Source organism: candidate division KSB1 bacterium, from assembly GCA_034505495.1.
Taxonomy (GTDB): domain Bacteria; phylum Zhuqueibacterota; class Zhuqueibacteria; order Residuimicrobiales; family Krinioviventaceae; genus Fontimicrobium_A.
Genome location: JAPDQV010000009.1, coordinates 68,476 through 94,462, shown reverse-complemented (window position 1 = coordinate 94,462; position 25,987 = coordinate 68,476). Strand labels below are relative to the sequence as shown.

At 51.9% G+C, this 25,987-nt stretch carries 20 protein-coding genes and 1 tRNA gene; 17 read left to right on the top strand and 4 right to left on the bottom strand.

Annotation, left to right across the window (positions count from 1 at the left end; translation table 11 throughout):
- The first annotated feature begins 44 nt into the window (after positions 1 to 44).
- The 17 genes from ONB24_06030 to ONB24_05950 all read left to right on the top strand — a co-directional run bounded on the left by ONB24_06030 (position 45) and on the right by ONB24_05950 (position 23,932).
- Positions 45 to 1,052, top strand: coding sequence for a sugar ABC transporter substrate-binding protein (locus ONB24_06030; GenBank protein ID MDZ7315664.1), 1,008 nt, complete (start codon positions 45 to 47; stop codon positions 1,050 to 1,052).
- Positions 1,049 to 2,110: an ABC transporter permease gene (locus ONB24_06025; GenBank protein MDZ7315663.1), complete on the top strand. Its 1,062-nt coding sequence runs from the start codon at positions 1,049 to 1,051 to the stop codon at positions 2,108 to 2,110. Before ONB24_06030 ends, ONB24_06025 begins: the two co-directional genes overlap by 4 nt.
- Positions 2,107 to 3,594 (top strand): sugar ABC transporter ATP-binding protein, encoded by a 1,488-nt coding sequence (locus ONB24_06020; protein MDZ7315662.1) that lies wholly within the window; start codon positions 2,107 to 2,109, stop codon positions 3,592 to 3,594. The genes ONB24_06025 and ONB24_06020 overlap by 4 nt, the downstream gene beginning before the upstream one ends.
- The gene (locus tag ONB24_06015) at positions 3,591 to 4,613 is read left to right on the top strand and encodes an ABC transporter permease (GenBank protein MDZ7315661.1); all 1,023 of its coding nucleotides are present in this window, start codon (positions 3,591 to 3,593) and stop codon (positions 4,611 to 4,613) included. The genes ONB24_06020 and ONB24_06015 overlap by 4 nt, the downstream gene beginning before the upstream one ends.
- Positions 4,610 to 5,227: an SIS domain-containing protein gene (locus ONB24_06010; protein MDZ7315660.1), complete on the top strand. Its 618-nt coding sequence runs from the start codon at positions 4,610 to 4,612 to the stop codon at positions 5,225 to 5,227. Before ONB24_06015 ends, ONB24_06010 begins: the two co-directional genes overlap by 4 nt.
- Positions 5,224 to 6,261 carry an alcohol dehydrogenase catalytic domain-containing protein gene (locus ONB24_06005; protein MDZ7315659.1) on the top strand — a complete coding sequence of 346 codons (1,038 nt, stop codon included), beginning with the start codon at positions 5,224 to 5,226 and terminating at the stop codon, positions 6,259 to 6,261. The genes ONB24_06010 and ONB24_06005 overlap by 4 nt, the downstream gene beginning before the upstream one ends.
- Positions 6,262 to 6,301: 40 nt before the next feature.
- Entirely contained in the window at positions 6,302 to 7,624 is a 1,323-nt protein-coding gene (locus ONB24_06000) for an SAF domain-containing protein (GenBank protein MDZ7315658.1), read from the top strand.
- A gap of 30 nt (positions 7,625 to 7,654) precedes the next feature.
- The gene (locus ONB24_05995) at positions 7,655 to 9,019 is read left to right on the top strand and encodes a glycoside hydrolase family 140 protein (protein ID MDZ7315657.1); all 1,365 of its coding nucleotides are present in this window, start codon (positions 7,655 to 7,657) and stop codon (positions 9,017 to 9,019) included.
- Positions 9,020 to 9,215: 196 nt separating this feature from the next.
- On the top strand, positions 9,216 to 10,415 hold the full coding sequence (locus ONB24_05990) for an ABC transporter ATP-binding protein (protein ID MDZ7315656.1): 1,200 nt from the start codon (positions 9,216 to 9,218) through the stop codon (positions 10,413 to 10,415).
- Positions 10,412 to 11,287: an ABC transporter permease gene (locus ONB24_05985; protein MDZ7315655.1), complete on the top strand. Its 876-nt coding sequence runs from the start codon at positions 10,412 to 10,414 to the stop codon at positions 11,285 to 11,287. Before ONB24_05990 ends, ONB24_05985 begins: the two co-directional genes overlap by 4 nt.
- Complete coding sequence (locus ONB24_05980) at positions 11,284 to 12,057, top strand: ABC transporter permease subunit (protein MDZ7315654.1); 774 nt, start codon at positions 11,284 to 11,286, stop codon at positions 12,055 to 12,057. Before ONB24_05985 ends, ONB24_05980 begins: the two co-directional genes overlap by 4 nt.
- Positions 12,054 to 13,079 carry a spermidine/putrescine ABC transporter substrate-binding protein gene (locus ONB24_05975; protein ID MDZ7315653.1) on the top strand — a complete coding sequence of 342 codons (1,026 nt, stop codon included), beginning with the start codon at positions 12,054 to 12,056 and terminating at the stop codon, positions 13,077 to 13,079. Before ONB24_05980 ends, ONB24_05975 begins: the two co-directional genes overlap by 4 nt.
- A gap of 783 nt (positions 13,080 to 13,862) precedes the next feature.
- Complete coding sequence (locus tag ONB24_05970) at positions 13,863 to 14,969, top strand: T9SS type A sorting domain-containing protein (GenBank protein MDZ7315652.1); 1,107 nt, start codon at positions 13,863 to 13,865, stop codon at positions 14,967 to 14,969.
- 358 nt (positions 14,970 to 15,327) lie between these two features.
- Positions 15,328 to 17,229: a GDSL-type esterase/lipase family protein gene (locus ONB24_05965; protein ID MDZ7315651.1), complete on the top strand. Its 1,902-nt coding sequence runs from the start codon at positions 15,328 to 15,330 to the stop codon at positions 17,227 to 17,229.
- A 20-nt stretch (positions 17,230 to 17,249) separates the two neighbouring features.
- Positions 17,250 to 20,618: a CotH kinase family protein gene (locus tag ONB24_05960; protein ID MDZ7315650.1), complete on the top strand. Its 3,369-nt coding sequence runs from the start codon at positions 17,250 to 17,252 to the stop codon at positions 20,616 to 20,618.
- Between the two features lie 9 nt (positions 20,619 to 20,627).
- Complete coding sequence (locus ONB24_05955) at positions 20,628 to 22,397, top strand: DUF6057 family protein (protein ID MDZ7315649.1); 1,770 nt, start codon at positions 20,628 to 20,630, stop codon at positions 22,395 to 22,397.
- On the top strand, positions 22,394 to 23,932 hold the full coding sequence (locus tag ONB24_05950; GenBank protein ID MDZ7315648.1) for a hypothetical protein: 1,539 nt from the start codon (positions 22,394 to 22,396) through the stop codon (positions 23,930 to 23,932). The genes ONB24_05955 and ONB24_05950 overlap by 4 nt, the downstream gene beginning before the upstream one ends.
- Before the next feature lie 7 nt (positions 23,933 to 23,939).
- On the opposite strand, the gene ONB24_05945 is transcribed toward ONB24_05950, so the two are convergent.
- From ONB24_05945 to ONB24_05930, 4 genes are all read right to left on the bottom strand, one after another.
- Positions 23,940 to 24,014 (bottom strand) — tRNA-Pro (locus ONB24_05945).
- Complete coding sequence (rdgB, locus tag ONB24_05940) at positions 24,005 to 24,610, bottom strand: RdgB/HAM1 family non-canonical purine NTP pyrophosphatase (GenBank protein MDZ7315647.1); 606 nt, start codon at positions 24,608 to 24,610, stop codon at positions 24,005 to 24,007. The genes ONB24_05945 and rdgB overlap by 10 nt, the downstream gene beginning before the upstream one ends.
- Positions 24,607 to 24,804 carry a hypothetical protein gene (locus ONB24_05935; protein ID MDZ7315646.1) on the bottom strand — a complete coding sequence of 66 codons (198 nt, stop codon included), beginning with the start codon at positions 24,802 to 24,804 and terminating at the stop codon, positions 24,607 to 24,609. The genes rdgB and ONB24_05935 overlap by 4 nt, the downstream gene beginning before the upstream one ends.
- 83 nt (positions 24,805 to 24,887) lie before the next feature.
- Positions 24,888 to 25,982, bottom strand: coding sequence for a PDZ domain-containing protein (locus ONB24_05930; protein MDZ7315645.1), 1,095 nt, complete (start codon positions 25,980 to 25,982; stop codon positions 24,888 to 24,890).
- Between the last annotated feature and the right edge of the window lie 5 nt (positions 25,983 to 25,987).

Genomic DNA, 25,987 nt, shown 5'->3' with positions numbered 1-25,987 from the left:
AACATCTCGCGCAGGCACGAAATTGCTTTTTTAGGAGTTGCAGTATGAAGCTGTGTATGCGAATGAACTTTGTTGTCGTCGGATTGCTCCTGATCAGCGGCATCGGCTGCGGAAAAAAGGAAAAGCAAATAACCATTTGCTTCTCTTTTCAAGACCTTGAAACCGAGTTTTGGGTCGGGGCTCACAAAGCCATAACGGAAGAGCTGATGATGCGCGGTATACGGGTGATCGAACGCAATTCCTCTCAGGACGCCAATCGCCAACTGGAGCAGGTTCGCGACGCCATAGCGCAACAGGTCGACGGCCTCATCATTATTCCCCAGGACGGTCAAAGCGCCAACACGATCATCGGCGAAGCCAATCGGGCGGGCATTCCGATCGCCGTCTTTAATCGTCCTCCTGCCGACAGCAGCCGCAACGCCATAGTTGTGCTCGCCGACAACAAGCTGATTGCGGAAAAAGCCGTTGATTATATGGTGGAAAAGGCGGCAGCTTCAGGCCGTCGCTATAGGCCATGCATCATTGTCGGCGATCTCGGCGATCCCAACTCGATCGCACGGCGAGACGGTTTCTATGCCGCGCTGGCCAAGCGTCCGCAATTGTTTAAACCGGTCGTTGAAGTGCCGTCAAAATGGGATGCCGGCACAACTCTGGCCAACTTTGAAGCCGCCATGCAGGCCAATCCGGATATCGATTTTGTCTTTACCTCATCCGACTTTTTATATCCGCAGCTGCGCTCCGTTCTCGAACCGCTCGGCAAATGGACTTCGGATGCAGATCCGCGCCATGTTATTTTAGGTGGGATTGACGGAGACTCGTTTGCCTGCCGCATGATGCGTGAACGGATCATCGATGCGACCGGCGTGCAGGATCTATTTTTTGAAGCCCGCTCGTTGATGGATGAATTGCTGCGCGCCATCGATAACGGCGAAAAACAGCCTAAAAAATGGATCGTCGATCCCGGGTTTGCCTTAACATTGGACAATTATGCGGAACGTGCCGTAGATATGTGGGGCTGCGTTCTGCTGCATCGGGGATTGATATCACAATGAACGATTTGTCTGCGACAACATCTCTGATGCACGGAATTCAACAACTGCTCCGGCGCAATTTTGTATTGACTTTGACTGTCGGATATTTCATAGTCATGTCGGCTCTATTGCCCGCATTTGCAAGCTCACGAAATCTGGCCAATCTAAGCTCTAACTTTTGGCCTCTGTTGTCTCTGGTGATCGGGCAGCTGTTGGTCATGATCGTGGGCGGCATTGATCTGTCGCAGTCTTCCATTATGGCGCTGGCGAGCGTCTGCGGCGCTTCTTTGATGTGTCAATCAGCCGATCCCGTCGTTTTTGCCAAGGCGCCGCTGTGGAACATCATCTTTTCGGAACAAGGAGGCATTTTTGCCGGTTCCGTTTTCGCGGTTCCCGCGGCGGTTGCGGTTATGTTGACCGTAGGAATTCTTGTCGGCTTTTTCAACGGCTTTGCCGTTGCCTATTTGAAAATGCCGCCGTTCATCGTTACTTTGGTCAGTATGATGTTTTTCAGCGGCGCGGCAATCTATTTGACGGCATCGGAAAATATTACCCATCTTCCGACATCCTTTACTGCTTTAGCCCAAAAAAGAGTGTTGTTGCCCATACCGGTCTGGATTGTGGCTGCTTCAGCAATCGTCGTGCATATTATTCTTCAGCACACCGCTTTTGGAAAAAAACTGTATGCCGTGGGCCTCAACGCCAAAGCGGCTTTGATTTCAGGCATCAATGTGCCGATGGTCACCCTCACGGCTTTTACATTGAGCGGCTTTTTCGCTGCGCTTGGTTCCGTTATTTATTCGGCGCGTTTGGAAGGCGGTCGACCGACTCTCGGCCAAGACCTTCTGCTCGACGTTATCGGTGCTGCCGTTATCGGGGGCATCAGCCTGTTCGGCGGTCGCGGAGGGGTTCGGGACGCCTTTGCAGGCGCGTTGTTTTTCACTCTTCTTGCCAATTCACTTAATTTGATGAATCTATCGTTCTTCATCGTTAACATTGTCAAAGGCGGAGTCATCCTTCTCGCTGCCGCGGCGGATGCGTGGCGGGTTGGGAAGTCAGGAGGCATGAGTAAGCGATGACTCCGCTTATTTCGATCCGCAACATCAACAAATCCTTTTTCGGCGTCCCTTCATTGCGCCAAGTTACATTCGATATCATGCCTAACCGCATTTTGGGATTGATTGGTGAAAATGGAGCAGGGAAATCGACCTTAATGAACATCCTCAGCGGCGATCTTCAAGCCGATTCAGGAGAACTCTATTTTCTCGGCAAACCTTATCGTCCCGCATGTCCCGCCGAAGCAGCCGAAGCCGGTATTGCAATTATTCATCAGGAACTGAATCTTTTCAATAACCTCAGTATTGCCGATAATCTGTTTTTGCGGCGTTATCCAAGAAAAGGCTTTTGGATTGAGAGGCGCGCCATGTCGGCTAAGGCCGAGCAGCTGCTGCGACAGGTTGGTCTCGATTTGCCGCCGAATTGGCCGGTCGAAAAGCTGCGGCCGGGGGAGAGACAAATGGTCGAGATCTGCAAAGCGTTGCATGCCGATGCCGAGCTGGTGATTTTCGATGAGCCGACCACCTCGCTCACTGCTGCCGAAAAGGAACGCTTATTTCACGTGATCGACGGCTTGAAGCAAAGAGGCAAAACCATTATTTATATTTCGCACGATCTGGATGAAGTCATGCGACTGTGCGACGACATTGTGGTTTTGCGCGACGGCCGCATGGTTGATTTCGGCACCGCCTCCGAGTTTACATTACAGCGGATGATCGCTTCCATGTGCGGCTGTGAATTGGAATATCTCTTTCCAATTCGTCAACGAACGCCGCAGGCACAGGTTCTTTTGGAGGTAAGGCACCTTTCAGCCGAAGGATTGGTGGAGGACGTCTCTTTCGAGATCCGAAAAGGTGAAATCTTGGGGCTTTTCGGATTGATGGGATCCGGTCGAACCGAGCTGGCGCGGCTTCTTTTTGGCCTGGAACCGTTCGACAGCGGCCGGATTGTTTTCAACGGCCGGATTCTCGAGCAGCCTTCTCCGCGCAGGTGCATTGAACTGGGCATGGCCTTCGTTACAGAAAATCGCCGCGAAGAAGGGCTGTTAATTGACGGCACGGTTCAGGATAATCTTGTTCTGGCTACTCTAGACCGATTTGTTGATTTTGCAAGGTTTCTCGACGATGAAAAAATGGCGTCTGAATCAGAAGCGCAGGTTCGACAATTGAATCTCCGCTGCACAAGCCTTAAACAAATCGTAAAAAGCCTCAGCGGCGGCAATCAGCAAAAAGTCGTGCTCGGCAAATGGCTGCTCGCACGGCCTCTGCTGTTCATATTAGATGAACCTACGCGCGGCATCGACGTCGGCGCAAAATATGAGGTCTATTCTCTGATCAATCATTTGGCCGACGAAGGTGCCGGCATTTTAATGATTTCTTCGGAGCTTGAAGAGTTGACCGCTCTGTGCGACAGGCTGCTGGTTATTCACCGCGGCGAAATCATTAAAAGCTTCACAAAAGACCAATTCGATGCCGAAAAAATTCTTGAGGCGGCTTTTCACCTATGAGCAGAAGGCTTGAAATCTTTAAGGGCTTTCGGATTGATGTTACCGCCCTTTTTACGCGCTGTATGCCGACGTCGATATTTATCATTGTATTTCTGCTCTTCGGCCTGACCTCTCCGCGGTTTCTGCAGCCGGAATCTCTGCTCAATATAGCCAAGCAGGCTTCATACATCGGCATCGCCGCCTTGGGCATGACATTGGTATTGATCACCGGCGGCGTCGATCTGTCGCTGGGTTCCACGGTGTATCTTTCAACCATCGTTGCCGGACTGCTGATGCGCGATTACGGCATGTCTCCGGTGGCCGCTTCGTTTGTCTGTTTGCTGGCGGGCGCCGGCATCGGCGGTTTTAACGCTTTTTTTATTACTCGATTCAAAATTTTGCCCTTCGTTGTAACCCTGGCGACCATGATTGCCGGTCGCGGTTTGGGACTACTCTTGACAAAATCGCGCGCCTTGGAATTTCCGGCTGTGATATTAAAAGTAGGCGGCTTTAAACTTTTCGGGTTTTTGCCGTTGCCGATTTTACTCTTTGCCTTGAGCGCAACGGCAATCCAGCTCTTTCTAAGTCGCATTCCCTTAGGCAGGCATTATTACGCCGTCGGCTTTAATGCGGAAAATGCCCGCCGTGCCGGTCTGCCGGTGGACCGCATCATCGCCTCGGCCTATGTTCTTTGCGGTATCTGTGCCTCCCTCGGAGGCTTAGTTGCAGTGACGCAATTGGGGATTGTCAACGCCGGCTTTGGCAAAGGGGATGAGTTCGACGCAATTGCCGCCGCAGTATTGGGAGGAGCAGCTCTATCCGGAGGTGTCGGTTCTGCTTTTCCCGGCACCGTCATCGGCGCGTTAATGATCCGTATGATTTGGAGCGGACTCGTCTCGGCAAAGATCAATCTCTACTTCCAGCCGATGATCTTTGCAGTGATTCTGTTTTTAGCAGTCATGCTGGATACACGTAGAAATATGATCATCGCCAGGCAGAGAAGAAAAATTATTAGCCTTAGAAAGGATAAGCAGACATGAATAACGCTCTTTTGCAGCGGGCGAAAAAAATCATTCACATGGAAATCGAAGCGCTGAAAAGCCTTGCCGATCAGCTGAACGAAGAAACGCTGCATTCGATTATCGAAATGATGTCGGCCTGCTCCGGCCATATTCTGGTCGCCGGTGCAGGAACTTCGCGGGCTGTCGCTCAGCGATTCGCCCACCTGCTCTCCTGCTGCGGGACGCCGGCGCTGCCGATCAACGCCGCCGATGCGCTGCATGGCGGGGCAGGAGCGGTCCGCAGTGAAGACGTGGTCTATATTATCTCAAAGGGCGGAGAAAGTCGCGAAATCAACCGGTTTGCTGAAATTGCCAAACGACGAGGCGCGCGTATAATTGCGCAAACCGAGAATCCGATTTCCACTTTGGGAAAAATGAGCGACTGCGTCTATCACGTCAAATCACCCGACGTCGATCCTTACGGTATGATTGCCACCGGCAGTTCTCTGTTCAATTCGTTGGCATGTGATATCCTGTGTGTTCTTTTACTCGAACGTCGAGGCTATTCAAAAGAACAGTTCGGCGAAACGCATCCGGAAGGAGCCGTCGGGTTGAGGCTGGCTTCCGAAGAACGAGCCGGAGAAGCAAAATGAAGGCGGCGTTCTTTACCGGTCCGAAAACCATCGAGTTGGCCGACATTGAAAATCCTCAGCTGCCTGTCGACGGATGCATTATTGCCGTCAAAGCCGCGGCAATCTGCGGTTCTGATCTGCGCCGTTGGCGCGAAGGCCCAATCTCAAAATCTGAACCGGTTATTCCAGGGCATGAGATAGCCGGTACGGTGATTCGCGTGGGTAATAATTGTCATGCCGTCAAAGTCGGCGATCGACTTGCACTGGGCCCGGATGTGCATTGCGGCGCCTGCTGGTATTGCGAACAAGGCATGTATAATTTGTGCGATTATTTGGTGCTCTACGGCATTACGCCAGGTCATCACGGCGGATTTGCAGAACAAATGGCGTTGCCGGGCGAGCTGCTGGCGCACGGCGTTTGGCATCGAATTCCCAAAGATCTGAGCGATGAAGCGGCGGCATTAGCGGAACCCTGCGCCTCGGTCATCTCCTGTCACGAAGCTGTCGGTACGACGCTGGGCGACTGGGTTGTCGTCATGGGTGCCGGACCGATCGGCTGTATCCACACCGTTTTGGCTAAAGCGCGGGGAGCCAGGGTTATTCTTTCCGAACCCAATCCCAGCCGTCGACGAATCGCCGAAATCTTTGCGCCCGAAGTGATCGTCGATCCGCTTAATGAAGACTTGATCGAGGTTGTAAAGTCGAAAACCCGTTTCGGTGCGGATAAGGTCATTTGCGCCAATCCGATTGCTGAAACCCAGCGGCAGGCAGTAGAGCTTGTCCGCAAAGGCGGAACAGTCGTTCTCTTCGGCGGGCTGCCCAAATCATCACCGATGACGTCTGTCGATGCCAATCGCATACATTACGGCCAAATACGGCTGATCGGCTCATTTTCCTATCATCCCAAGCATCATGCCGCAGCTTTGGATTTCTTGCGGCGCGACATCATTTCGGCAGAAAAAATTATTACGAACGAGTTTCCTTTGGGCCAAATCAACCGAGCCTTCGAAACCGCAGCGCAGGGTGATGCTCTCAAAATTGTCATCAAGCCATAATATTCGAAAGGGTTTTATGATCGGATTATATGCAGAATTATTGGATAGAGAACGACAGGGACGACCGGTCCGCATTGGTTTGATTGGTTGCGGTCAAATGGGCGTCGACGTTATGGCGACCGCACGGCAAATGAAGGGGATAAAAGTCGTTGCGGTTGCCGACATCGACGAACAGCGCGCCCGCTCCTCGTACCGGATTGCACTACTGGACGCGCCGATCGTCTATGCTTCGAAGGCTGAAGAGGCTGATGCGGCCGTTGAAGCCGGGAAATGCGTCTATACCACCGATTACCGTGTGATTACGGATATGAAGACGGTTGACGTCATGTTGGAAGCCACCGGCGTGCCGGAGGTTGGCGCTCGCGCCGCGGTTCGCTCGGCACGTAACGGTCAACAGCTCGCCATGATGAACGTCGAAACCGACATCACCGTCGGTCCGTTGCTGAACTTTTATGCCCGCCAAAAAGGAGTATTGTATGCATTGGCCGCAGGCGACGAACCGGCCGCATGTAAAGAGCTTTATGATTTCGCTGTTGCCTGCGGATTTACCGTTATTGCTGCGGGAAAGGGAAAAAACAATCCGCTGGATCGCTACGCCAAGCCGAGCGATGAGAAATGGGCCAAGGAGGCGGAGCGGCGCGGCTTGAGTCCCCATATGCTCATTGAATTTGTCGACGGCTCAAAAACCATGATCGAAATGGCGGCTGTGTCGAACGCCACCGGCTTGATACCGGACGTGCGCGGTATGCACGGCCCTATAACGCATCGCGAGATTCTCAACAAAACGTTCGCACTGAAAAAGGATGGAGGCATTCTCAATCAGGCAGGAGTCGTCGACTATGGCATCGGCGGCGTTCATCCGGGAGTGTTTTTGATCTTCACAACCGATCATCCGCGGCTGCGTCAGGCCTTGGTCTATCGCGATATGGGGAATGGGCCCTATTATACGCTTTTCCGTCCCTATCACCTTTGCAGCATAGAAGTACCATTGACCTGCGCCTTGTTGGTCATTGAAAAAAAGTCGAATATGCAGCCGTTGAATCGCATGGTGTCCGAAGTTTTTGCCGTTGCCAAACAAGATTTGCCTGCCGGAACCCTCCTCGACGGCATCGGAGGCGGCACGTTCTACAGCTCCATCGATCGTTACGAAATCGCCGCCCAAGAAGGTCTGTTGCCCGTCGGACTGGCAAAGGGGGCACGGCTTGTCCGTCCAGTCGCCAAAGATCAGCCGATCAGTTATGATGATGTTCAGCTCGCTGAACCTTCACTTATTCTCGATCTTCGCCGCATACAGGACGAGTGGATGAACGGGCGGCTGGATGGGGAGACGGCATGCAGACGAATCGATCAGCTTGAGGTATAAACAATTCAGCTTTTTATCCCAGGAGGCCTGATGAAAAATTACATCCTTGCGCTTTGTTTGCTTTTGGGGCTGGGCTCGCTCCAGGCCAAGACGCTCAAAATCAGCGCCGATCGCCGGCATATCGTCTATGCCGACGGCAAACCTTTTTTCTATCTAGGCGATACGGCATGGGAACTATTCCATCGGACAATGCGTGAAGAAGCCGATCTTTACCTGCAAAATCGCGCCGCCAAGGGATTTACCGTTATTCAAGCCGTCGTTTTAGCCGAACTGGACGGACTGCACACGCCCAACGCCTACGGGCACCTGCCTTTGATCGACGATGACCCGCTCAAGCCCAATCCGCGCTATTTTCAGCATGTCGATTACATCGTCGACAAGGCGCAAAAGCTCGGACTGTTCATCGGCATGCTGCCGACGTGGGGCGACAAATGGAACAAACAATGGGGGCAAGGTCCGGAAATTTTCACGCCGGAAAATGCCTTTGCATACGGCAAATTTCTCGGACGCCGCTATAAAGGCAAAAACATCATCTGGATTTTAGGCGGCGACCGCAGACCGGACAACGAAACGCACAAAGAGATCATACGTGCCATGGCCCGCGGCATTAAGGAAGGCTGCGCCGGCACACAACTCATCACCCTGCATCCCATGGGCGGCTATTCATCTTCAGAATGGTTTCATAGCGAAGAATGGCTCGATTTCAACATGTTCCAGTCCGGCCACGGCGAGTGGAACAATCCCAATTATTTAAAGACCGCTCACGACTATCGGCTCGAACCGACGAAACCGGTTTTGGACGGCGAACCCAACTATGAAGATCATCCAGTCGGTTGGAACAAAGATAACGGCTGGTTCGACGAGTTCGACAGCCGCCGCGCCGGCTACTGGTCGATGCTTGAAGGCGCCTGCGGACATACCTACGGCAATCACAACATCTGGCAGATGTGGCTGCCCGGCCGCAGCCCTATCTCGCAGGCGCGCACACCCTGGACCCAGGCGCTGGACTATCCCGGTGCCTTTCAAGCAGGTTACATGCGCGCCTTTTTTGAATCGCGGCCATGGCAGCTTTTGCAGCCTGCCTCGCACCTGCTGCTCGACGCGCCGAGCGAGCCTGAAAAGATTTGCCGCGCCGCGTTGGCCAGGGACGGCAGCTTTCTCGTCGTCTATACGCCGTACGGCAGCACCTTTACGCTCGATCTCGAGCCGATGAAAGGCTCTCAAGTTGTGGGCTGGTGGTATAGCCCGGCCATTGGAAAAAGCATTTACATCGGAAAATTTGAAAAAAATTCTCGAATGACCTTTGACCCGCCTTCTGATGAAAAACGCGGCAACGATTGGGTCCTGCTGCTCGACGATGCGGCGCGAAATTTTGCGCGTCCAGGAAAAAAATAGAAGCACACCTTCTGGACTGCTTATTGCCAAGCTGATTGGAAATTTGTATATTTAGCCATGCGAAATTCTGTCGGATAAGCATGGCTTTGTTGGAGATGCTCTGCGGCATTGAACGCCCCAAGAATGCTGCAGGGCATTTCTGTTTGGCCGACGGCGCTTTTCATTTCCTCTTTAAACCGATAGGAGGGAAACGTCATTGGAGTTTCTGCAGATCGAGGGGGTGACGAAGCGGTTCGGTTCTTTGGTGGCGGTCAACAATGTAACTCTCGACATCAAAAAGGGCGAATTTTACGCCTTGTTGGGGCCGAGCGGATGCGGCAAAACGACGCTCCTGCGATTGTTGGCAGGCTTTGAACGACCCGACAAAGGCCGCATTTACCTCGACGGCAAAGACATTACCGATCTCCCGCCCAACAAACGTCAAGTCAATACCATTTTTCAAAACTATGCTCTCTTTCCGCATCTGACGGTGTGGGAGAACATTGCGTTCGGCCTCAAGATCAAGCGCCTGCCGAAAAAGCAGATCGAACAGGAAGTCGAGAAGCTCTTGGCACTGATCCAAATGGAAGATCAGGCGTATAAGAAGCCGAGCCAAATCAGCGGCGGCCAGAAGCAGCGCGTTGCCATTGCCCGCGCGCTCATCAACAAGCCGCAGGTGCTGCTTCTCGATGAACCGCTGGCCGCTCTCGACCTCAAGCTGCGCCAGCATATGCTGATGGAACTCGATCTCATTCACGATGAGGTCGGCATTACGTTTCTCTATGTCACGCACGATCAATCCGAGGCCATGAGCCTTAGTGACCGCATTGCGGTCATGAATGAGGGCTGCATCGAGCAGATCGGCACGCCCGCTGAAATCTATGAGGCGCCGCGCAGCAGTTTTGTCGCCGCTTTTATCGGCGATACCAATTTCTTTGAAGGCAGCGTAAAGGAGGTTTTGGAGCCCGATTACAGTCTGTTGTCGATCGACGGCTTGGGCGATGTGGTTTGCTTTAACGATAAAAAGATGAAGCCCGGCGATCTCGTGTACCTCAGCGTGCGCCCGGAAAAATTCCGCATCTCCCGCGAGGCGCCCAACAGCGGCAACCACCTCAACCGTCTGAAAGCCGTGGTCGACGACATTATCTACCTCGGTGCGCATACGCGCTATTGGGTGCGCGTCGGCGACTATCGACTGGAAATTTTTCAGCAGCACAGCCGCTTTTTATTGGATGAAAAGCCGATCCGTTGGAAGGAAGAGGTCTGGATTTCCTGGTCGGCGGATGACGGCTATATGCTCGAGCGGTATCGCGAGGAGGACGAGGATCTGATGCTGCTGCCGCCGGAAGAGGTCGGCGAAGACATCGATTCTTTGCCGGAAGAAGATGATTCTTCTGAAAAGGGAGCCAAAGAATGACGTCGATGCGTTCACGACGCATGGAGTGGCTGCTGACGCTGCCCTCGTTGCTTTGGCTGAGCGTCCTCTTCTTCATCCCGACGCTGATCGTTTTTGCCATTGCCTTCAAGCCCGCGGACCCGGCTGGCGGCGTCGGCTCCGGTTGGACGCTCGAAACGGTACGCAACTGGCACGCTCTGAATTACCCCGGCGTCATCTGGCGCACGATCTGGATCAGCGTCGTGACCACCATTATTTGCATCTTCCTCGCCGTTCCGACGGGTTACACGATCGCCAGAGCGCATGATCGCCTCAGACAGGTGCTTCTCCTGCTTGTCATCGTTCCGTTTTGGACCAACTTTCTCATTCGCATCTTTGCCTGGAAGGTGCTTTTTCACCCCGAAGGGTTGCTGAAGCGGGTGCTCGTCGCCTTACATCTTTTAGAAAGGGACGCTTCTTTGCTCTATCGCCCTTCCGCCGTTCTGCTGGTCATGGTTTACACGTCGCTGCCTTTTGCCATATTGCCGATCTATGCGGCTGCAGAAAAATTCGATTTTCGTCTGCTGGAAGCCGCGCGCGACCTCGGCGCTCGTTCGCTGCAGGCCTTTTTCGCGATCTTTATCCCTGGAATTCGTCAGGGCATCCTTACCGCCGTGCTGATGGTGTTTATCCCGGCCTTGGGCGCATACGTCATTCCTGACCTCGTCGGCGGCCCGAACAGTGAAATGATCGGCAATAAAATCGCCCAGCGAACGTTTGTGGACCGCAACCTGCCGCATGCCGCCTGGCTGTCCGCACTCTTGACCCTCGCGGTCCTCGCACCCATGATCGGGGTACTCATACAACAGCAACGTCAGAAACGGCGTGTCTCGATCTTTACGGAGGGTGTATGAGGCGCAGCCGCTTTCCGCTCGTGGTCACCATCGGCGTCCTGGTCTTTTTTTACCTGCCGATCTTGATTTTGGTTTTGAACTCTTTTAACGCTGCCCGTTTCGGCGGCAATTGGAAGGGCTTTACCTTTAAATGGTACGTGCAGCTCTTTCATCATGATGAAATCTGGCGGGCGCTGCAGAATACGCTCATCGTCGCCGTTTCGGCCACGCTCGTTTCCATGGTTTTGGGCACGCTTGCCGCTCTGGCTCTGCACCGCTATCATACGCGACTGCAGCGGCTACACCTAACCCTAATCTATACGCCTTTGGTCTTTCCCGACATCCTGATGGGCATGAGTCTGCTGCTGTTTTTTATCGCGTTGGGGGTAAAATTGGGGCTCGTGACCATTTTTTTGGCACATGTAACGTTCTGCATCAGCTATGTCGCGATGGTTGTACTTTCGCGGCTGCAGGATTTCGACTATCAGATGATCGAAGCGGCGCAGGATTTGGGCGCCGATGCCTGGCAGGCTGCCCGTCGCGTCATGCTGCCGCTGCTCGCCCCCGGCATCGCCGCCGGCGGATTGCTGGCTTTTACGCTCTCCATCGATGATTTTGTCATTTCCTTTTTCGTCGCCGGTGCCGGCTCCACAACCCTGCCGATCCGCATTTACAGCATGATCAAGCACGGCTCACCGGCCATCATCAACGCCTTGTCGACACTGATGCTGATCTTTACCTTTTCTCTCATTTTGATTTCGCAACGACTATTGGAGGAGAAAAAATCATGAAACAGTTGATTTCTCTTATAATACTAGCCGCATTGGTTCTGAGTTGTGCCGAAAAGAAACCGGTGCTGCATTTCTACAATTGGGCTGATTATGTGGATCCGGAAATGATCGCCCAATTCGAAGAAGAATATGACTGCCGGGTCATCGAAGACACCTTTGACTCGAACGAGTCGATGTACGCCAAGCTCAAGGCGGGCGCAGTCGGTTATGACGTGATCGTTCCGTCCAGTTATATGGTCAACATTATGATTCAGCAGGACATGCTGATGCCGCTCGATCACAACAAAATTTCCAACCTAAAGAACGTCGATTCGTCTTATGTCGATATCATGCTCGATCCGGCGATGACCTACAGCGTGCCGTGGGCGGTGACCTTTACCGGCATTGCCTATTTGAAAGATAAAGTCGAAATAAAGGAGCCGAGCTGGCGCGTATTTGAGCGCAGCGATTTAGCCGGTCGTATGACGCTGCTGAACGATATGCGGGAGACCATCGGCGCTGCACTCAAGGCCTTGGGGTACAGCCTAAACACGACGGACGAACGCCAGCTTGCGCAGGCAAAAGATTTGGTGCTGCAGTGGAAAAAGAATATTGCCAAATTCGAAAATGAGCAATATAAAACCGGCCTTGTTTCCGAAGAGTTTTATCTTGTACACGGCTACAGCGGAGATATCCTGCAGGTTTCCCAAGAGAATGAAAATATTGTTTTCATGCTGCCGAAAGAAGGCGGTTCGGTCTCCATGGACGAGATGGTCATCCCCAAGAGCGCTCCGAATCCCGATCTGGCGCACAAATTCATCAATTTTATGCTGCGCCCGGAAGTTGCCGCAGCGAATATTCGCTTTACCTCTTATCTGTTCCCGAATAAGCCTGCCTATGAGCTTTTGCCGGAAGAACTCCGCAGTGATCCGATTCTCTTTCCGCCTGCAGAAATCGTTTCACGTTTCGAAGTTATCCGCGATCTCGGCATTGAAAATCAGAAATATACGCGCGTTTGGGACGAGATAAAGGCTGGGAAATAATCAAACTACTTCCCAAGACAACCAGCCGGTAAATAATGCGTTAAACGCCGCTGTTGCTTATGCTCTAAAAACGCACAGTTTGAGATAGCCCGCTGTCATTGCATGATCGCTATAGTAGTTTTAATATAAAGCACCCTATTAGCGAGGGGTTCTGGGGATTATCGCTCCACAATATCCAAAAAGCGGCAGGTCGAAGGCAGGTATATAAACCAGGCAAGTGAGAACCCTGCCGCTTTGCTTCATTTATCTTTTCTCTCAATAGAAAATTAGATAAGCTGAAGAATTTCCGAAGAATTTGCACTCGCCCGCGAGGTGGGGCGGCAGTTCCGCAATTTAAATGCTCAAGGCGCCGCCCCGCGCAGGCTTTGCTTTCAACATGACACACCTGAAAATCAATTTCCCCAAGTTGTATACAGGAAGCGTGCCCCTGACTGTATGGATTGATTTCCTTGTATTGAAAAGCCTTTCGCAGAAAAGTGCGAATGTCAACATAATGCTTCCTCAATATGCGAAATAGGCGAAACCGCAGGCAACCCGTTAAAGATTAGGCAATGTCAGAGGAATATAACATGATGTAAAAAAGAGGTTGATTTTTACTATATAATTGTTAATTTTGCTTCGGTCGGTTTAGGGAATAGGGGGGATAAAACAACAAAAGAGAGGAGGAAGAGGCGATGAACATGCCGCGAAAATTTCCTTAGAAAAAGCTCCGGCAATTTCGAGAGCGACAGAAAAAATTTTGATCACTGGAGCATTTGGGAATTGGCGCAGAGGAGATGTAACATGAAAAAAATTCTACTACTTAGTCTGCTTTTGATTATCGGCAGCGGACTGTATGCCGTTGATTTCAGCATCAAGATCGATGCGGAGCGGGATGAATGGTACAATACTCTTACGGGACCGGAGAACGGCTGGATCCATATTCCGTATACGGCAAACAACGACAACAGCGGCTGGGGGCAGCACGACGATGAATACGACCTGTCCGCTAATTTTTGGTGCGCTTGGGATGACACCTACTTTTATTTCTACGAAGAAGTATGGGACGATTATGTCGTTTGCGACAACGGTACGAACTGGGCGAACGACTGCTTGGAGATCAAATTCGATCCGGATCCCTTGATGGGCCCGCCGAAATCCGGCAGCGGCGTCTTTGCAATCCGCTTGACGGCTTTCGACAGCACCGAGGCGACCGGACCGCTTTCGGGTGTCGACAATATGTATCCCGAAGGCAATTCGAACATCGCCGGCTTTCGATATGTGCCCGGTGAAGATTATGCCCGTAAGGAGACTCCATTGGGCTACAACGTCGAAGGCCGCCTACCTTGGGAGCATATCTATTACTCGCAGGACAATCGCGGTCCCGTTCAGCCGGGTGTCGGCAATATCTTCGGCATGGCAATCATGAACCATGAAAACGACGGCACCGGCGGCCGCTACGGCTCGATCGAATGGGCTTCGCATATGCGGGATGCTGTTTGGAATAATGTAAATTATCACGGTACGATGACGTTCTTGGAAGATCACAAGTTCAACATGTCGACCATGAACAGCATCACCGGCATCGATACCAACAGCATTGACTATCGTCCCACCGGGACCAAAGTTGCGGAACTGCTCAAACCGGTCAAGTACGAGCTTAAACAGAACTATCCCAACCCGTTCAATCCCTCGACCACTATCGAGTACTCGTTGCCGCAGCAGGCGTGGGTGACGGTAAAGGTCTATGATCTGCGCGGAACCGAAGTGGCCACGCTCGTCAATGAGATGAAGGCTCCGGGGAGCTATTCGGTTGTCTTTAATGCCGGCGAGCTGCCCAACGGCATTTATCTCTACCGTATCAACAACGGTTCCCAGATCTTGACCAAGAAGATGATGCTGATCAAGTAAACCTCTACAAGCCGGTCGAGTCCCTCCTCGGCCGGCTTTATTTTTTTATTCGAAATCTTGTTGACACTCGCCCAAAAACCTGCTAACTGTAACAAGTTAATTCTCAAAGCGAAAAATCCCAATTCTCGTTCTTAAAAAGTAATTGATTTTTCCGCCCCCATCAGCTATTTTAATGAATAAATTAAACGCATATAAATATTTCAAAAAGGTTAACGATACGAAAGATTGAGTTTTTCGTTAAAAACCCCAAAGGTAAATCTTGACGAAAACCTAACACCGTTAAACAAATCATCGCGACTTTAGCGTAAAAGATGTTAATAATACAGCATAGAGAGAGCGGCTACTCTTGCAGTTAAAATTGTCGACAAAGAAAATATCCCTCGGTAACACCAATTTTAAACGCTACTTATTTACAGCCGCAATTTTTGCCTTACCCGCACTGCTGATCGCTCTGCTCGAAGGCCTTCTCTTTTTCATCCCTCAGCTTGACGATAATCTTTTCATCACACTTCCGTACAAGTCGTCGCCCTATTACGGCATCAACCCGCAAATCGGGCAAAGGTATTTTAGCCGCCTCGACTTTTTACCGACGCCGCGAAAAGATTTGTTTCTCAAAAAAAAGCCGGCGGGCGCTTTTCGTATTTTCGTGCTCGGAGGTTCCACCACTGCCGGCTTTCCGTACGGCAACAACATTACCTTTCCCCGCATTCTCCATCGTCGACTGCAGGATGCCTATCCGGAACGAAAGATCGAAGTCGTCAATACCGCCATGACGGCGATCAACAGCTATGCGCTGCTTGACTTTATGGAAGAAATCCTGCGCCAAAAACCGGATTTGCTCCTGATCTACGCAGGCCATAATGAGTATTACGGCGCTCTCGGCGCGGCTTCCGTCGAATCTTTCGGCGACAGCCGCGTGCTCAAGACAGCCTCTCTTAAACTAAGGCGATTGCGTCTTTATCGACTGATCCGCAAAGGTATCCATCGTCTGCGAAGGACGGCAGTTGCAAACAATTCAGAGGCCTCCTTCGAAACCGTCATGTCGCGCATCGTAAAAGAGCCGGAAATTCCGTTGGGCAGTCGGCGCTACCTTGCAGGCTGCGTTCAATTCGAGCGCAATATGGAGGCAATCCTACGCAAGGCCGAAAAATCCGGCGTTCCCGTTATTCTCAGCGAATTGGTGAGCAATCTTCGCGACCAGCCGCCTTTTTTATCGGTTTCCGGGAGCGAAGAATGCGCCGCCGAGGTCTATCTTCAGGCGCAGGAGGCGGAGCAGCGCGGTGAATACGCTCAAGCGGCTTCCCTTTACGAGCGCGCCAAAGACTTGGATGCCCTGCGTTTTCGTGCGCCGGAAGAGTTCAATGCCATCCTCCACCGGCTGGCTGATCGGCATCGCGTGCCGATCGTGCCGATGAAAAAAATCTTTGCCGCGCATTCGCCGCACGGATTAATCGGGGCGACGCTGATCACGGAACACCTCCACCCCAATATTGACGGCTATTTTTTAATGGCCGAGGCGTTTTTGCAGGAAATTTTTCGCCGACAACTGCTCGATACTCCTTCGAAGCCGCTGCACTCGCCGGCCTGGTACCGGAAAAATTGGGGCTGCACGCCGCTGGACAGCGTCTATGCCGCGCTGACGATCGCTCATCTAAAAAGCGGCTGGCCGTTTCGGCCGATCGAGCAGCCGAACCGCTTTTTTGCCGAATTCAAGCCCAAGACAAGAGAAGAAGAGCTGATCGTTCGAGTTCTCCAGGGGAACGATCTTACGCTCGAGCAGGCGCATCTGATTCTCGCCAAAGAGTTCCAAGACGCCGGTCAATACGACAAAGCCTTCCGCGAATATCGCGCCTTGACTTTTATCGTTCCTTACCTTGATCTTTTTTATGAGCCGATGATCGATCTGCTTGTCCAACAAAAAGCTTATTCGTTGGCTCTTGCCGTCTTGTTCGACGCCTTGCATTATCAGGACTCGGCCTACGTTTATAAATGGATTGGACAAATTCTGTTGGTTACGGGCGAAACGCGGCGGGGACTCAATTTTCTGGAAGAATCTCTCAAACGTAATCCGCATGATGCACAAGCGATCTATAACGCCTGCCGCGGCTATTACAATCTCGGCGACATCCCTTCCGGCGATCGATGGCTCAAAGAGCTGAGCCGGCTGATTCCGGCAAGCAAGGAATTCAAAGATCTCCAACAGTTACGCCTATCAATGACTACAGGGAATAACGAATCAAAAACGGGGGAGGAAGACTGAGCAAAAGGAGCCGGTAATAAATGCGCCGTCATGCAAATTTGACCATCTTTCTTATTCCCCTTCTTTTGTTTCATGACCGGGCTCAAGGTCAGACGAACGAATACCCGGTTGCTCTGCATTTTTCGCATACACGGGGTATCTATCGCGACAATTTTACCTTGACGATCGTTGCGGATGTTCCCACTGCCCTGATCCGATATTGCTTCGATGGAACTAATCCGATTAATTCGCCTTCGGCCCAATCGGCTGCTTCGCCCGCAGAGATCGCAATCGACCCTGCCGATACGCTGCTGCATGATTTGGCTCCGGGAGTCTGCGTAAGGGCGGTGGCGCTGCAGAACGGCAAGCCCGTCAGTCGAATCGAAACCCACACTTTCCTGTTTGTCCACCGTATCGTCGAACTTTCTCCCGACGGCAGGCGTCCAGGCCCCGGTTGGCCGCCGCAACGCTTCAGCGGCGATCAACAGTTCATCCATTACGGCCTCGATCCGGATGTTTATAATCACCGCCTCTATCGCGATCAAATTGTTCCGGCATTTTTGGACATCCCGTCGATTTCCATGGTCATGGACCTGCGCGATCTTTTTGACGCGAAGCGCGGGATTTATGTAAATGCCGGCAATCACGGACCGGATTGGGAAAGACCGTGCTCGTTGGAGCTTATTTTACCGAACGGCGAACCCGGATTTCAAATTGATGCCGGCGTGCGCATCCGCGGCGGGTACAGTCGCAGCAATCAAAACCCGAAGCACGCCTTTCGCTTTTTCTTCCGCCGAGAATACGGCCAAGGCAAGTTAAAGTATCCGTTGTTCGGCGATGAGGGAGTAGACGAATTCGATGCGGTCGATCTGCGCACCAGCCAAAACTATTCCTGGGCGTTTGACGGTTCGGATCAAAACACCCTGCTTCGTGATGTTTTTTCGCGCGATTGCCAGCGCGACATGGGCCACCCTTATACACGCAGCCGATATTACCATCTGTACATCAACGGCACCTACTGGGGGCTGTATCAAACTCAGGAGCGCTCCGAGGCGTCGTTTGCCGCGGGCTATTTGGGCGGCGCGCCGGAAGACTATGATGTCATCAAGGTGGCGGCTGATCAAGGGTATATCATCGAAGCCACCGACGGGACCCTCGACGCCTGGCGAACGCTGTGGGAAATCGCACGCAACGGCTTTCGATCTGATTCGGCCTATTATTTGATTCAAGGCAAAAATCCGGACGGCACACCCAATCAGGCTTTACCGGTGTTGTTGGATATCGATAACCTGATCGACTATATGCTGATCACTTTTTACACCGGCAATCTGGATGCGCCGGTCAGCAATTTTTTGAACAACACCAGCCCCAACAACTTTTTTGCCGTACGCAGCCGCGTCGATCGCCGCGGGTTCGTCTTTTTTCAGCATGACGCCGAGCATACGCTGCTGAATGTAAACGAAAACCGCACGGGACCCTATCCGGCCGGCAGCAGCTTTGATAAATCAAATCCGCACTATCTACACCAACGCCTGATGGAGCATCCGGCTTATCGCGCACGCTTTGCCGATCGCGTTGCCCTGCACTTTACCGGCGACGGTGCCCTGACGCCCCATCGTTGCGCCGAACGCCTTTTGCAGCGAAAGGCGCAAATCGACAAGGCGATCATTGCCGAGTCAGCCCGCTGGGGCGACTCGAAACGCAACGTTCCTTTTACAAAGGACAATGCCTGGCTGCCGGCAGTCAATCGAATTTTGAACGAATTCTTTCCGAATCGCACCGCCGTCGTGCTCAATCAATTTAAGACCAAAGGATGGATAAATGACCTTTCTGCACCACGGCTGAACGCCAAAAGCGGCATCGTTCCCAAAGGGTTCACAGTACAAATTTCTTCGCCGGGAGAGATTTATTACACAACTGACGGCAGCGACCCCTATCAAATAGGACTTTTGCACGGGGAATTGAGGACGCTTTTTAATGAGAACGCGGAAAAATATGTCTTGGTGCCGGAACAAAAGATGGACTTTAATTGGCGCAGGCCGGTCACCATGGATTTTTCGAGCTGGCTGCACGGCAGGGGAGGGGTCGGCTATGAACGCGACACCGGTTATGAGCCTTATATCCATATCGACGTCGGCAGCCGAATGTACAATAGGCAGACTTCCTGCTACATACGCATTCCATTCCGCGTGAACAAGGCAGAGCTACAAGACTTTAACATTCTCCAACTCAAAGTAATGTACGACGACGGTTTTGCAGCCTATTTGAACGGTTGGCGCTGCGCCGACGCTTTGGCCCCGGAAACGATAACTTGGGACGCTCAGGCTGCCGGTCTGCACGAGAGCACCGGGTGGGAGATGTTTGACATATCGAACTCATTGAATCGGCTGACCGACGGCGACAATTTCCTCGCCGTGCACGCTTTGAATGCGTCAGCAAACAGCTCGGATTTTCTCTTTTCAGCCGAACTCCTCATCGGCCGCGCCGTCAGCCGCGAAGCTTTGTCTCCGACCGCCGTGCGCTATGAACGCCCTCTGGTTATTGAACACACCACGCATCTCAAAGTGCGGGCGTATAGCGGCCAATGGAGTCCGCTGACGGAAACAGTCTTTGCGGTGCTAAAGGGACTCGAAAACCTCAAGGTCACAGAAATTCATTATCACCCGCTCCCTTCTAGGGCCGAAGCGAACGATGATGATTTGTACGAATTTATTGAGCTCAAAAATATTGGCGAAGAAGAATTGAATCTAAGCGGTTGCGGGTTTGCGCGCGGCATTGTGTATCGCTTTCAGGAAGGATTCCGCCTGCCTGGCAAGAGCTTTGTCGTTTTAGCAGCCGATTCCGCCGCTTTCTTTTCCCGCTACGGCTTTTATCCTCACGGCGTTTTTGTCGGCAGACTGGATAACGGCGGCGAAACTTTGGTCTTTACCGCCGGCGAAGACACGCTTTTTACTGTGCGATATGATGATCGTTGGCCTTGGCCGCGCTCGGCGGACGGCGGCGGCTATAGCCTGACGTCTCGCGATTTAGAACCTTGGCAGGACAGCAACGACGGACGCAACTGGATTGCCTCGAGCGTCCTCCACGGCACACCAAACCGCGATGACTTTATCGCCGCGAGCGTGGAAGCTCAAGAAATGGCCGTCCGCGAATATCGGCTTTACCAAAATTATCCCAATCCCTTTAATGCCCAGACGACGATTCCTTTCGATTTGCCGTGCCCTTCACGGGTGAAACTGCAGGTGTATAATCTACGCGGACAGCTGATTAGTTCATTGCTCGATGAATTCCTGGATACCGGCCGCCATTCGATTCTCTGGCGCGGAGACAGCTTTTCGTCCGGTGTCTACTTTTATCGGCTGCAAGCCGATGATTATATTGAAATTCGCAAATTTACTCTGGTTCGTTAAAGGCAATCTATGAACCGTGCGATGCTTGAAAGTAAAAATGCAGCGTACGCTTACCTGCTGTATAGCGGCATAGCCACCGTATTGTTTTTTTATTTTTTACTGATTGTCGACCCTCGTTTAATTTACGTCGCCCAACAGCCGGTCTTTTTCTACGATTGGGACTTTTTCGCCTCGCATCTTGATCGCCCGGGCGGGCTTGTCGATTGGTTGGCAAAATTTATCGGGCAGTTTTTCACCTCTGCCGTATTCGGAGCTTTGCTTCTGACATGCGTCATTGTCGCCTTTGCTTTTATCGTTCGTAGACTTTACGGCATGTTCAGCCGGCAGGTTCATTGGAACGGCGAATGGCTCGTCGCGGCGCCTCTTGCGGTTCTAACTGGAGAATATTTCTTTCCTATACGATACGTCCTGGCGCTTTTGCTTGTTCTATGCACGGCTGTCGTCTTCAGCCATATCAGCCGTTCCTGGAAAGAATATCAGCGGGCACTCTTTTTTTTAGTTTTGGTTGCTTTTCTCTACTACCTTGTCCAAGCGATTGCGTTGCTGTTGCCGTTTCTGCAGCTTGCGGATCGTGAAAACCTGCGCACGAAAAGATTGCCGACTCTTGTCGCCTTTTTTGCGGCCGCAGCCGTTACGCCTTTTCTCATCAGTCGAATGATTCCCCAAAATCCGCAATCGCTCTTTTTCGGACTTGTACCTGAACCAGTCACTGAAAAGCAAAAAGTATTTTTGATTGCCTGCATCATTCTTTTTATCGTTCCACTCGCCGTCTCGAAATGCCATGCCGAGCGATTCCGTTTGTCGCCGCCGGTTCTGCCTTTGCTGGGGCTTTTGATCGCCCTCGCAAGTTGGTTTTATCTTTTTGATTCCAAAGTAAAGACCGTTCTCCAAGTTGAATTATTTGCTGAGAACCGTCAGTGGGCGCCTCTGATTCAACTGACGGACAGACGCCCGGATGTCAATCATCGACTCGTTATTTTGCATCGCTACCGCGGCCTTTATTTTACTGGGCAGCTGGGGGAACGTTTGTTCGAACGACCGCTTGAAGGACCCGACGGCCTCTATCGCTCCGATCGAACGGCTTTAGAGTATCCGCTAGACTATTGCGATCTGCTCATTGATCTGGGCCATGTCAATGGTGCTCTTCACAAGGCTTACGAAGCGTGGGCAGTGGAAGGAGAGACGCCTCGCGTGCTCCGGCGACTTGCATTCCTGCACCTGGCCAAAAAAGAGTTCTCGGCGGCAGGAAAGTATCTTTCGCGTCTTGAAAAAACCGGAAAAATGAGGCCCTGGTTAAAGCGATATCAGGAAATATGTCAACAGCGCTCGCTCCAAAAAGATGCGGAACTCCTTCGTCTTTCCTTGTTCGCAGAAAAAGCCGATTTTCTCATGCGGCCGGGATTTGCATCGGCTGAATTAAAAGAGATTGCCCGCACGCAGCCCAATCGCGCAGCGCTCGAGTACCTGCTTGCCTACGAGCTGTTGGCCGGGCGCTTGGATGCTTTTATGACCGATCTGCCTGCCTATTTGCAGTTGAACGCCGAATTACCGCGCAATTTCGAAGAAGCGGTCATCCTTTACCTGAACAGCGGTTTGCCGACCACCGCCGAGCAGCGTGAGATCGCCGTTCGGCGGAGTACACTTGAGGCTTTTGCGGATTTTATCCGCATTCTGCAGCTCCATGGCAATGACAAGCGGAGCGCTTACAAAGAGTTGGGCAAGTACGGCAGGACATTTTGGTTCTATTTTCTGTATCTGGATAAAGGAGCCGAAAAGTGAAAAAGCTCGCAGCACTTGCTCTTTTTTCCATGTTAATCCTGCTATCGGCTTGCGGCCCGATGCATCCGCCAAAGGCTGATTCCTCACTCGGTCGACATCCTGTGATTGACCCTGATTACACTGATGTAATCGTTCCGCCCAACATTGCGCCGCTCAATTTCTGCATACTCGAGACCGGCGACGATTTTTGGGTGCAAATCCGCTCCACGTCCGGCAATTCACTGGATTGCCGCGCCGGCAACCGTAAAGTCTTCTTTGATTTAAAAAAGTGGCGGCACCTGTTGCGGCAATCGCAAGGGGAGACCCTAAAGGTCACCTTGTACGGCCGGGTCAAAACGCAGTGGCAAAAGTTTGAACCGTTCAATATAATCGTCGCCCAAGAGACGGCCGATGATTATATCGTCTACCGTCTCATCCACCCGGCGCATTTGTTGTGGAGGGAGATGGGCATCTATCAGCGCCGCATTTCCGACTTTTCAGAAAACAGGGTCCTGCACAATCGCCTGATCGGCGGGCAATGCCTCAATTGCCATCATTTTTGCGGCTATGATCCGTCCCGATTCATGCTGCATATCCGCGGCAATCGTGTTGGAGGGACGCTCATCGCCGTAGGGGAAAAGGTGAAAAAAGTCAATACGGCAACGAGCTTTAATCGGGCGGGCGCCTATCCCGCCTGGTCGCCGGACGGCCGACAGATCGCGTTTTCCGTCAATCAACTCGAAATGTTCTTCCATGCCTCAGGAGAGCCGCGCGACGTCCTTGACCGCGGGTCCGACATCGTTCTCTATGATGTGGAAAAAAACCTGATCAGTGCACCGGCAGCGTTAAGCGATCCGCATTGGATGGAGACTTTTCCCGCCTGGTCGCCGGATGGAAAAACGCTCTACTTTTGCAGATGCCCGTCGTTCGAAACCTTTGTGGATCAGGGCGGACTGCATTATGAGCGGGTTCGTTATGACCTAATGAAAATCCTCTATAATTCCGAAACCGGTTGGGGAGAAGCAGAGCTGATTTTAGCGGGCAATGAATTAGGAGGAAGCATTACGGAACCGGCCGTTTCCCCGGACGGCCGCTATCTGCTCTTTTGTCTGGCGAGCGACGGCCATTTCCCGATCTACAAGCCGAGCAGCGATATATATCTTTTGGATTTACAGACGGGAAGGCATGAAAAAGCTGCCTTTAGCAGCAGTGATTTTGCAGACACCTATCCTTCCTGGTCGAGCAATGGTCGATGGATTCTTTTCAGCAGCAAACGTCGCGACAACGTTTATTCGCACGTCTATTTAAGCTATTTTGCCGCCGGCAAGGTGCACAAGCCCTTTATCCTGCCGCAAAAGTCACCCAGATTCTACGATACCTTTACACAAACATTCAACCGACCGACTTGGGCTTGCGGGCCGATTCGCCTTTCATCACAAAAGCTGGCAAAAACCGCGTACGACAATCGTCGTAAGCTCGATGCGCAGCTGGATCCGCAGCTGAGGGATAAGCAGGGTAAAAAAAGCGAAGGCGCCTATCATCCGGCGCCCAATTGAGGAAAAGTCGGGGCGGAGAGATTTGAACTCTCGACTTTCTGCTCCCAAAGCAGACGCGCTAACCGGACTGCGCTACGCCCCGTACAGACGATTCAACAGCATTTTCATATTTTGGAGGGCAATGCTGCGGTGGCTGACGCTGTTTTTCTCTTCCAGCGTCAGCTCGGCAAAAGTTTTCTGGAGCGGCGGATAATAAAAAACTGGATCATACCCAAAACCGCCGTTGCCGCGCCGTTCAAAGAGGATCAATCCTTCGCAGACACCTTCACTGAACAGAATGCCGCCCTCGTAAGCAAACGCCATCACCGTGCGGAAACGAGCGGTTCGCTGTTCGAGGGGCACGCCCGATAATTCTTTAAGAAGTTTGTCGACATTTTCTTCATAAGAGGCTTTATCACCGGCATATCTTGCTGAATAGACCCCCGGCGCGCCTCCCAAAGCATCTACTTCCAAGCCGGTATCGTCGGCCAGCGAGGGAATATGAAAGGATTCGAAGAGCCTGCGGGCTTTTTTTTCCGCATTGCCCTGGATGGTGTCCTGATCCTCTTCTATTTCCAGCTCGGAAAGGTCTGCCAAAGAACGAATTTCGATCGGTAAATCGCGCAAAAGCGCTTTAATCTCTAAAACTTTGTCGCGGTTGCGAGTGGCCAAAATAATTTGCTTAGGCAGGCCGCTCAAGCATTCACTTCCTGGGCGTTGCACTTGCAGACTGAAACAATCGTTTCACGAAAACCAAAGTGTCCGCTGTCGGGGTCCTTTTTGGTTTCGATGATTTTCGTAAAGCGAAAAGCTTCGCCGCAGACTTTGCAATGTGGAATATTGGTTCCGGCCGCTTTGGCCAATTTAGCGCTGAAAGATTTGTCCTTGCCCATTGTAACCCTCATGTATTGGTTCAAAAGCTTTTTAAACTAATGAAAAATTAGAAAAAAGTCAAACGGATTTTCCGGCGGTGAGGTTATCTGAGGAAGCGACGGAGACGTGAGATTTCGTTTTCGAGTTGACGGATGCGTTCTTGAATCAATTGCGGATTGCGGCCGGAAAACTCTCTGAAGCTGCTGACCGGCAGGTAAGTTGCGTTTAAAGCCGTACCTTTGAGGGAATCCAAAATGACGGAAAACGAAACGATATCATAAGCACGCAAAATACGCAGATCGATGGTGTCGCCGGCGGCGTACATTTGCATTTCGCGGTACAAATCATAAGCGTTGGCAACTTTACGATTGTTGATGCTGAGAATGATGTCGCCAACCTGCAGTCCCGAAAGCGCTGCCGGGCTGCCGAGACTGACCTGACGAATGTGCGCGCCGCCCAATTGACTCGGCCAATCCACTACCACAACACCGAGATATCCTTTGGGTCTGGAAGCGTGACGAATCGCCTGGTCAATGGTCGGCCGCAGGGACTGAGCCGAATAAGCAACAAATGCTTCTTCTTCAGAACCTTCGAAAGAGAGAACTTGGCGTGTAAAAATCCACCCGACAAATTTGCCGTTGAAATCGACGAGAGCGCCGCTTTCGATTCCCAAAGAAGGAAAACCCGAGACGATCAGGCGTTCGCCTTCCGCTTGGTGCAGGGTGCCGATGGCTACTGAAGGATTTTGACCTGGAAAGGGAATGAGGATAAGGAGGGGCTCCTGAGGCTCGACAGTATCTTGCGCGTCACGCATGGTCAGCGCAGCATTGAAAGACAAAGAATCGCAGGCCAATATTGCAATGCTCTTGCTGCTATCCCAGCCGATTAGTTTAGCTGAGATCCTCTTGCTCGTGCCGTCTTGTACAAAAATAGTTTTGCTGCCGCTGAATAGAGTCAGCGGTGCAAGTATAACATTGTTCTCCAACTTGACGCCGTAGCCGAAATTGGCAAATTCCACTTGATCGTTTTGCCCCGCTTCCAACTCGACATAGATCGGAACTACGGCATTTTGCACAATCCGAATTAAACGGTTGATGTGCCGCTTTACGGTTTCGTCTGCCGAAGACTTGCCAAAGCCGAAAAGCAGCGGTGAGGGTGATAGGAAAAGAATGAAAACCAATAAAGATCTACGTCTCATATTCG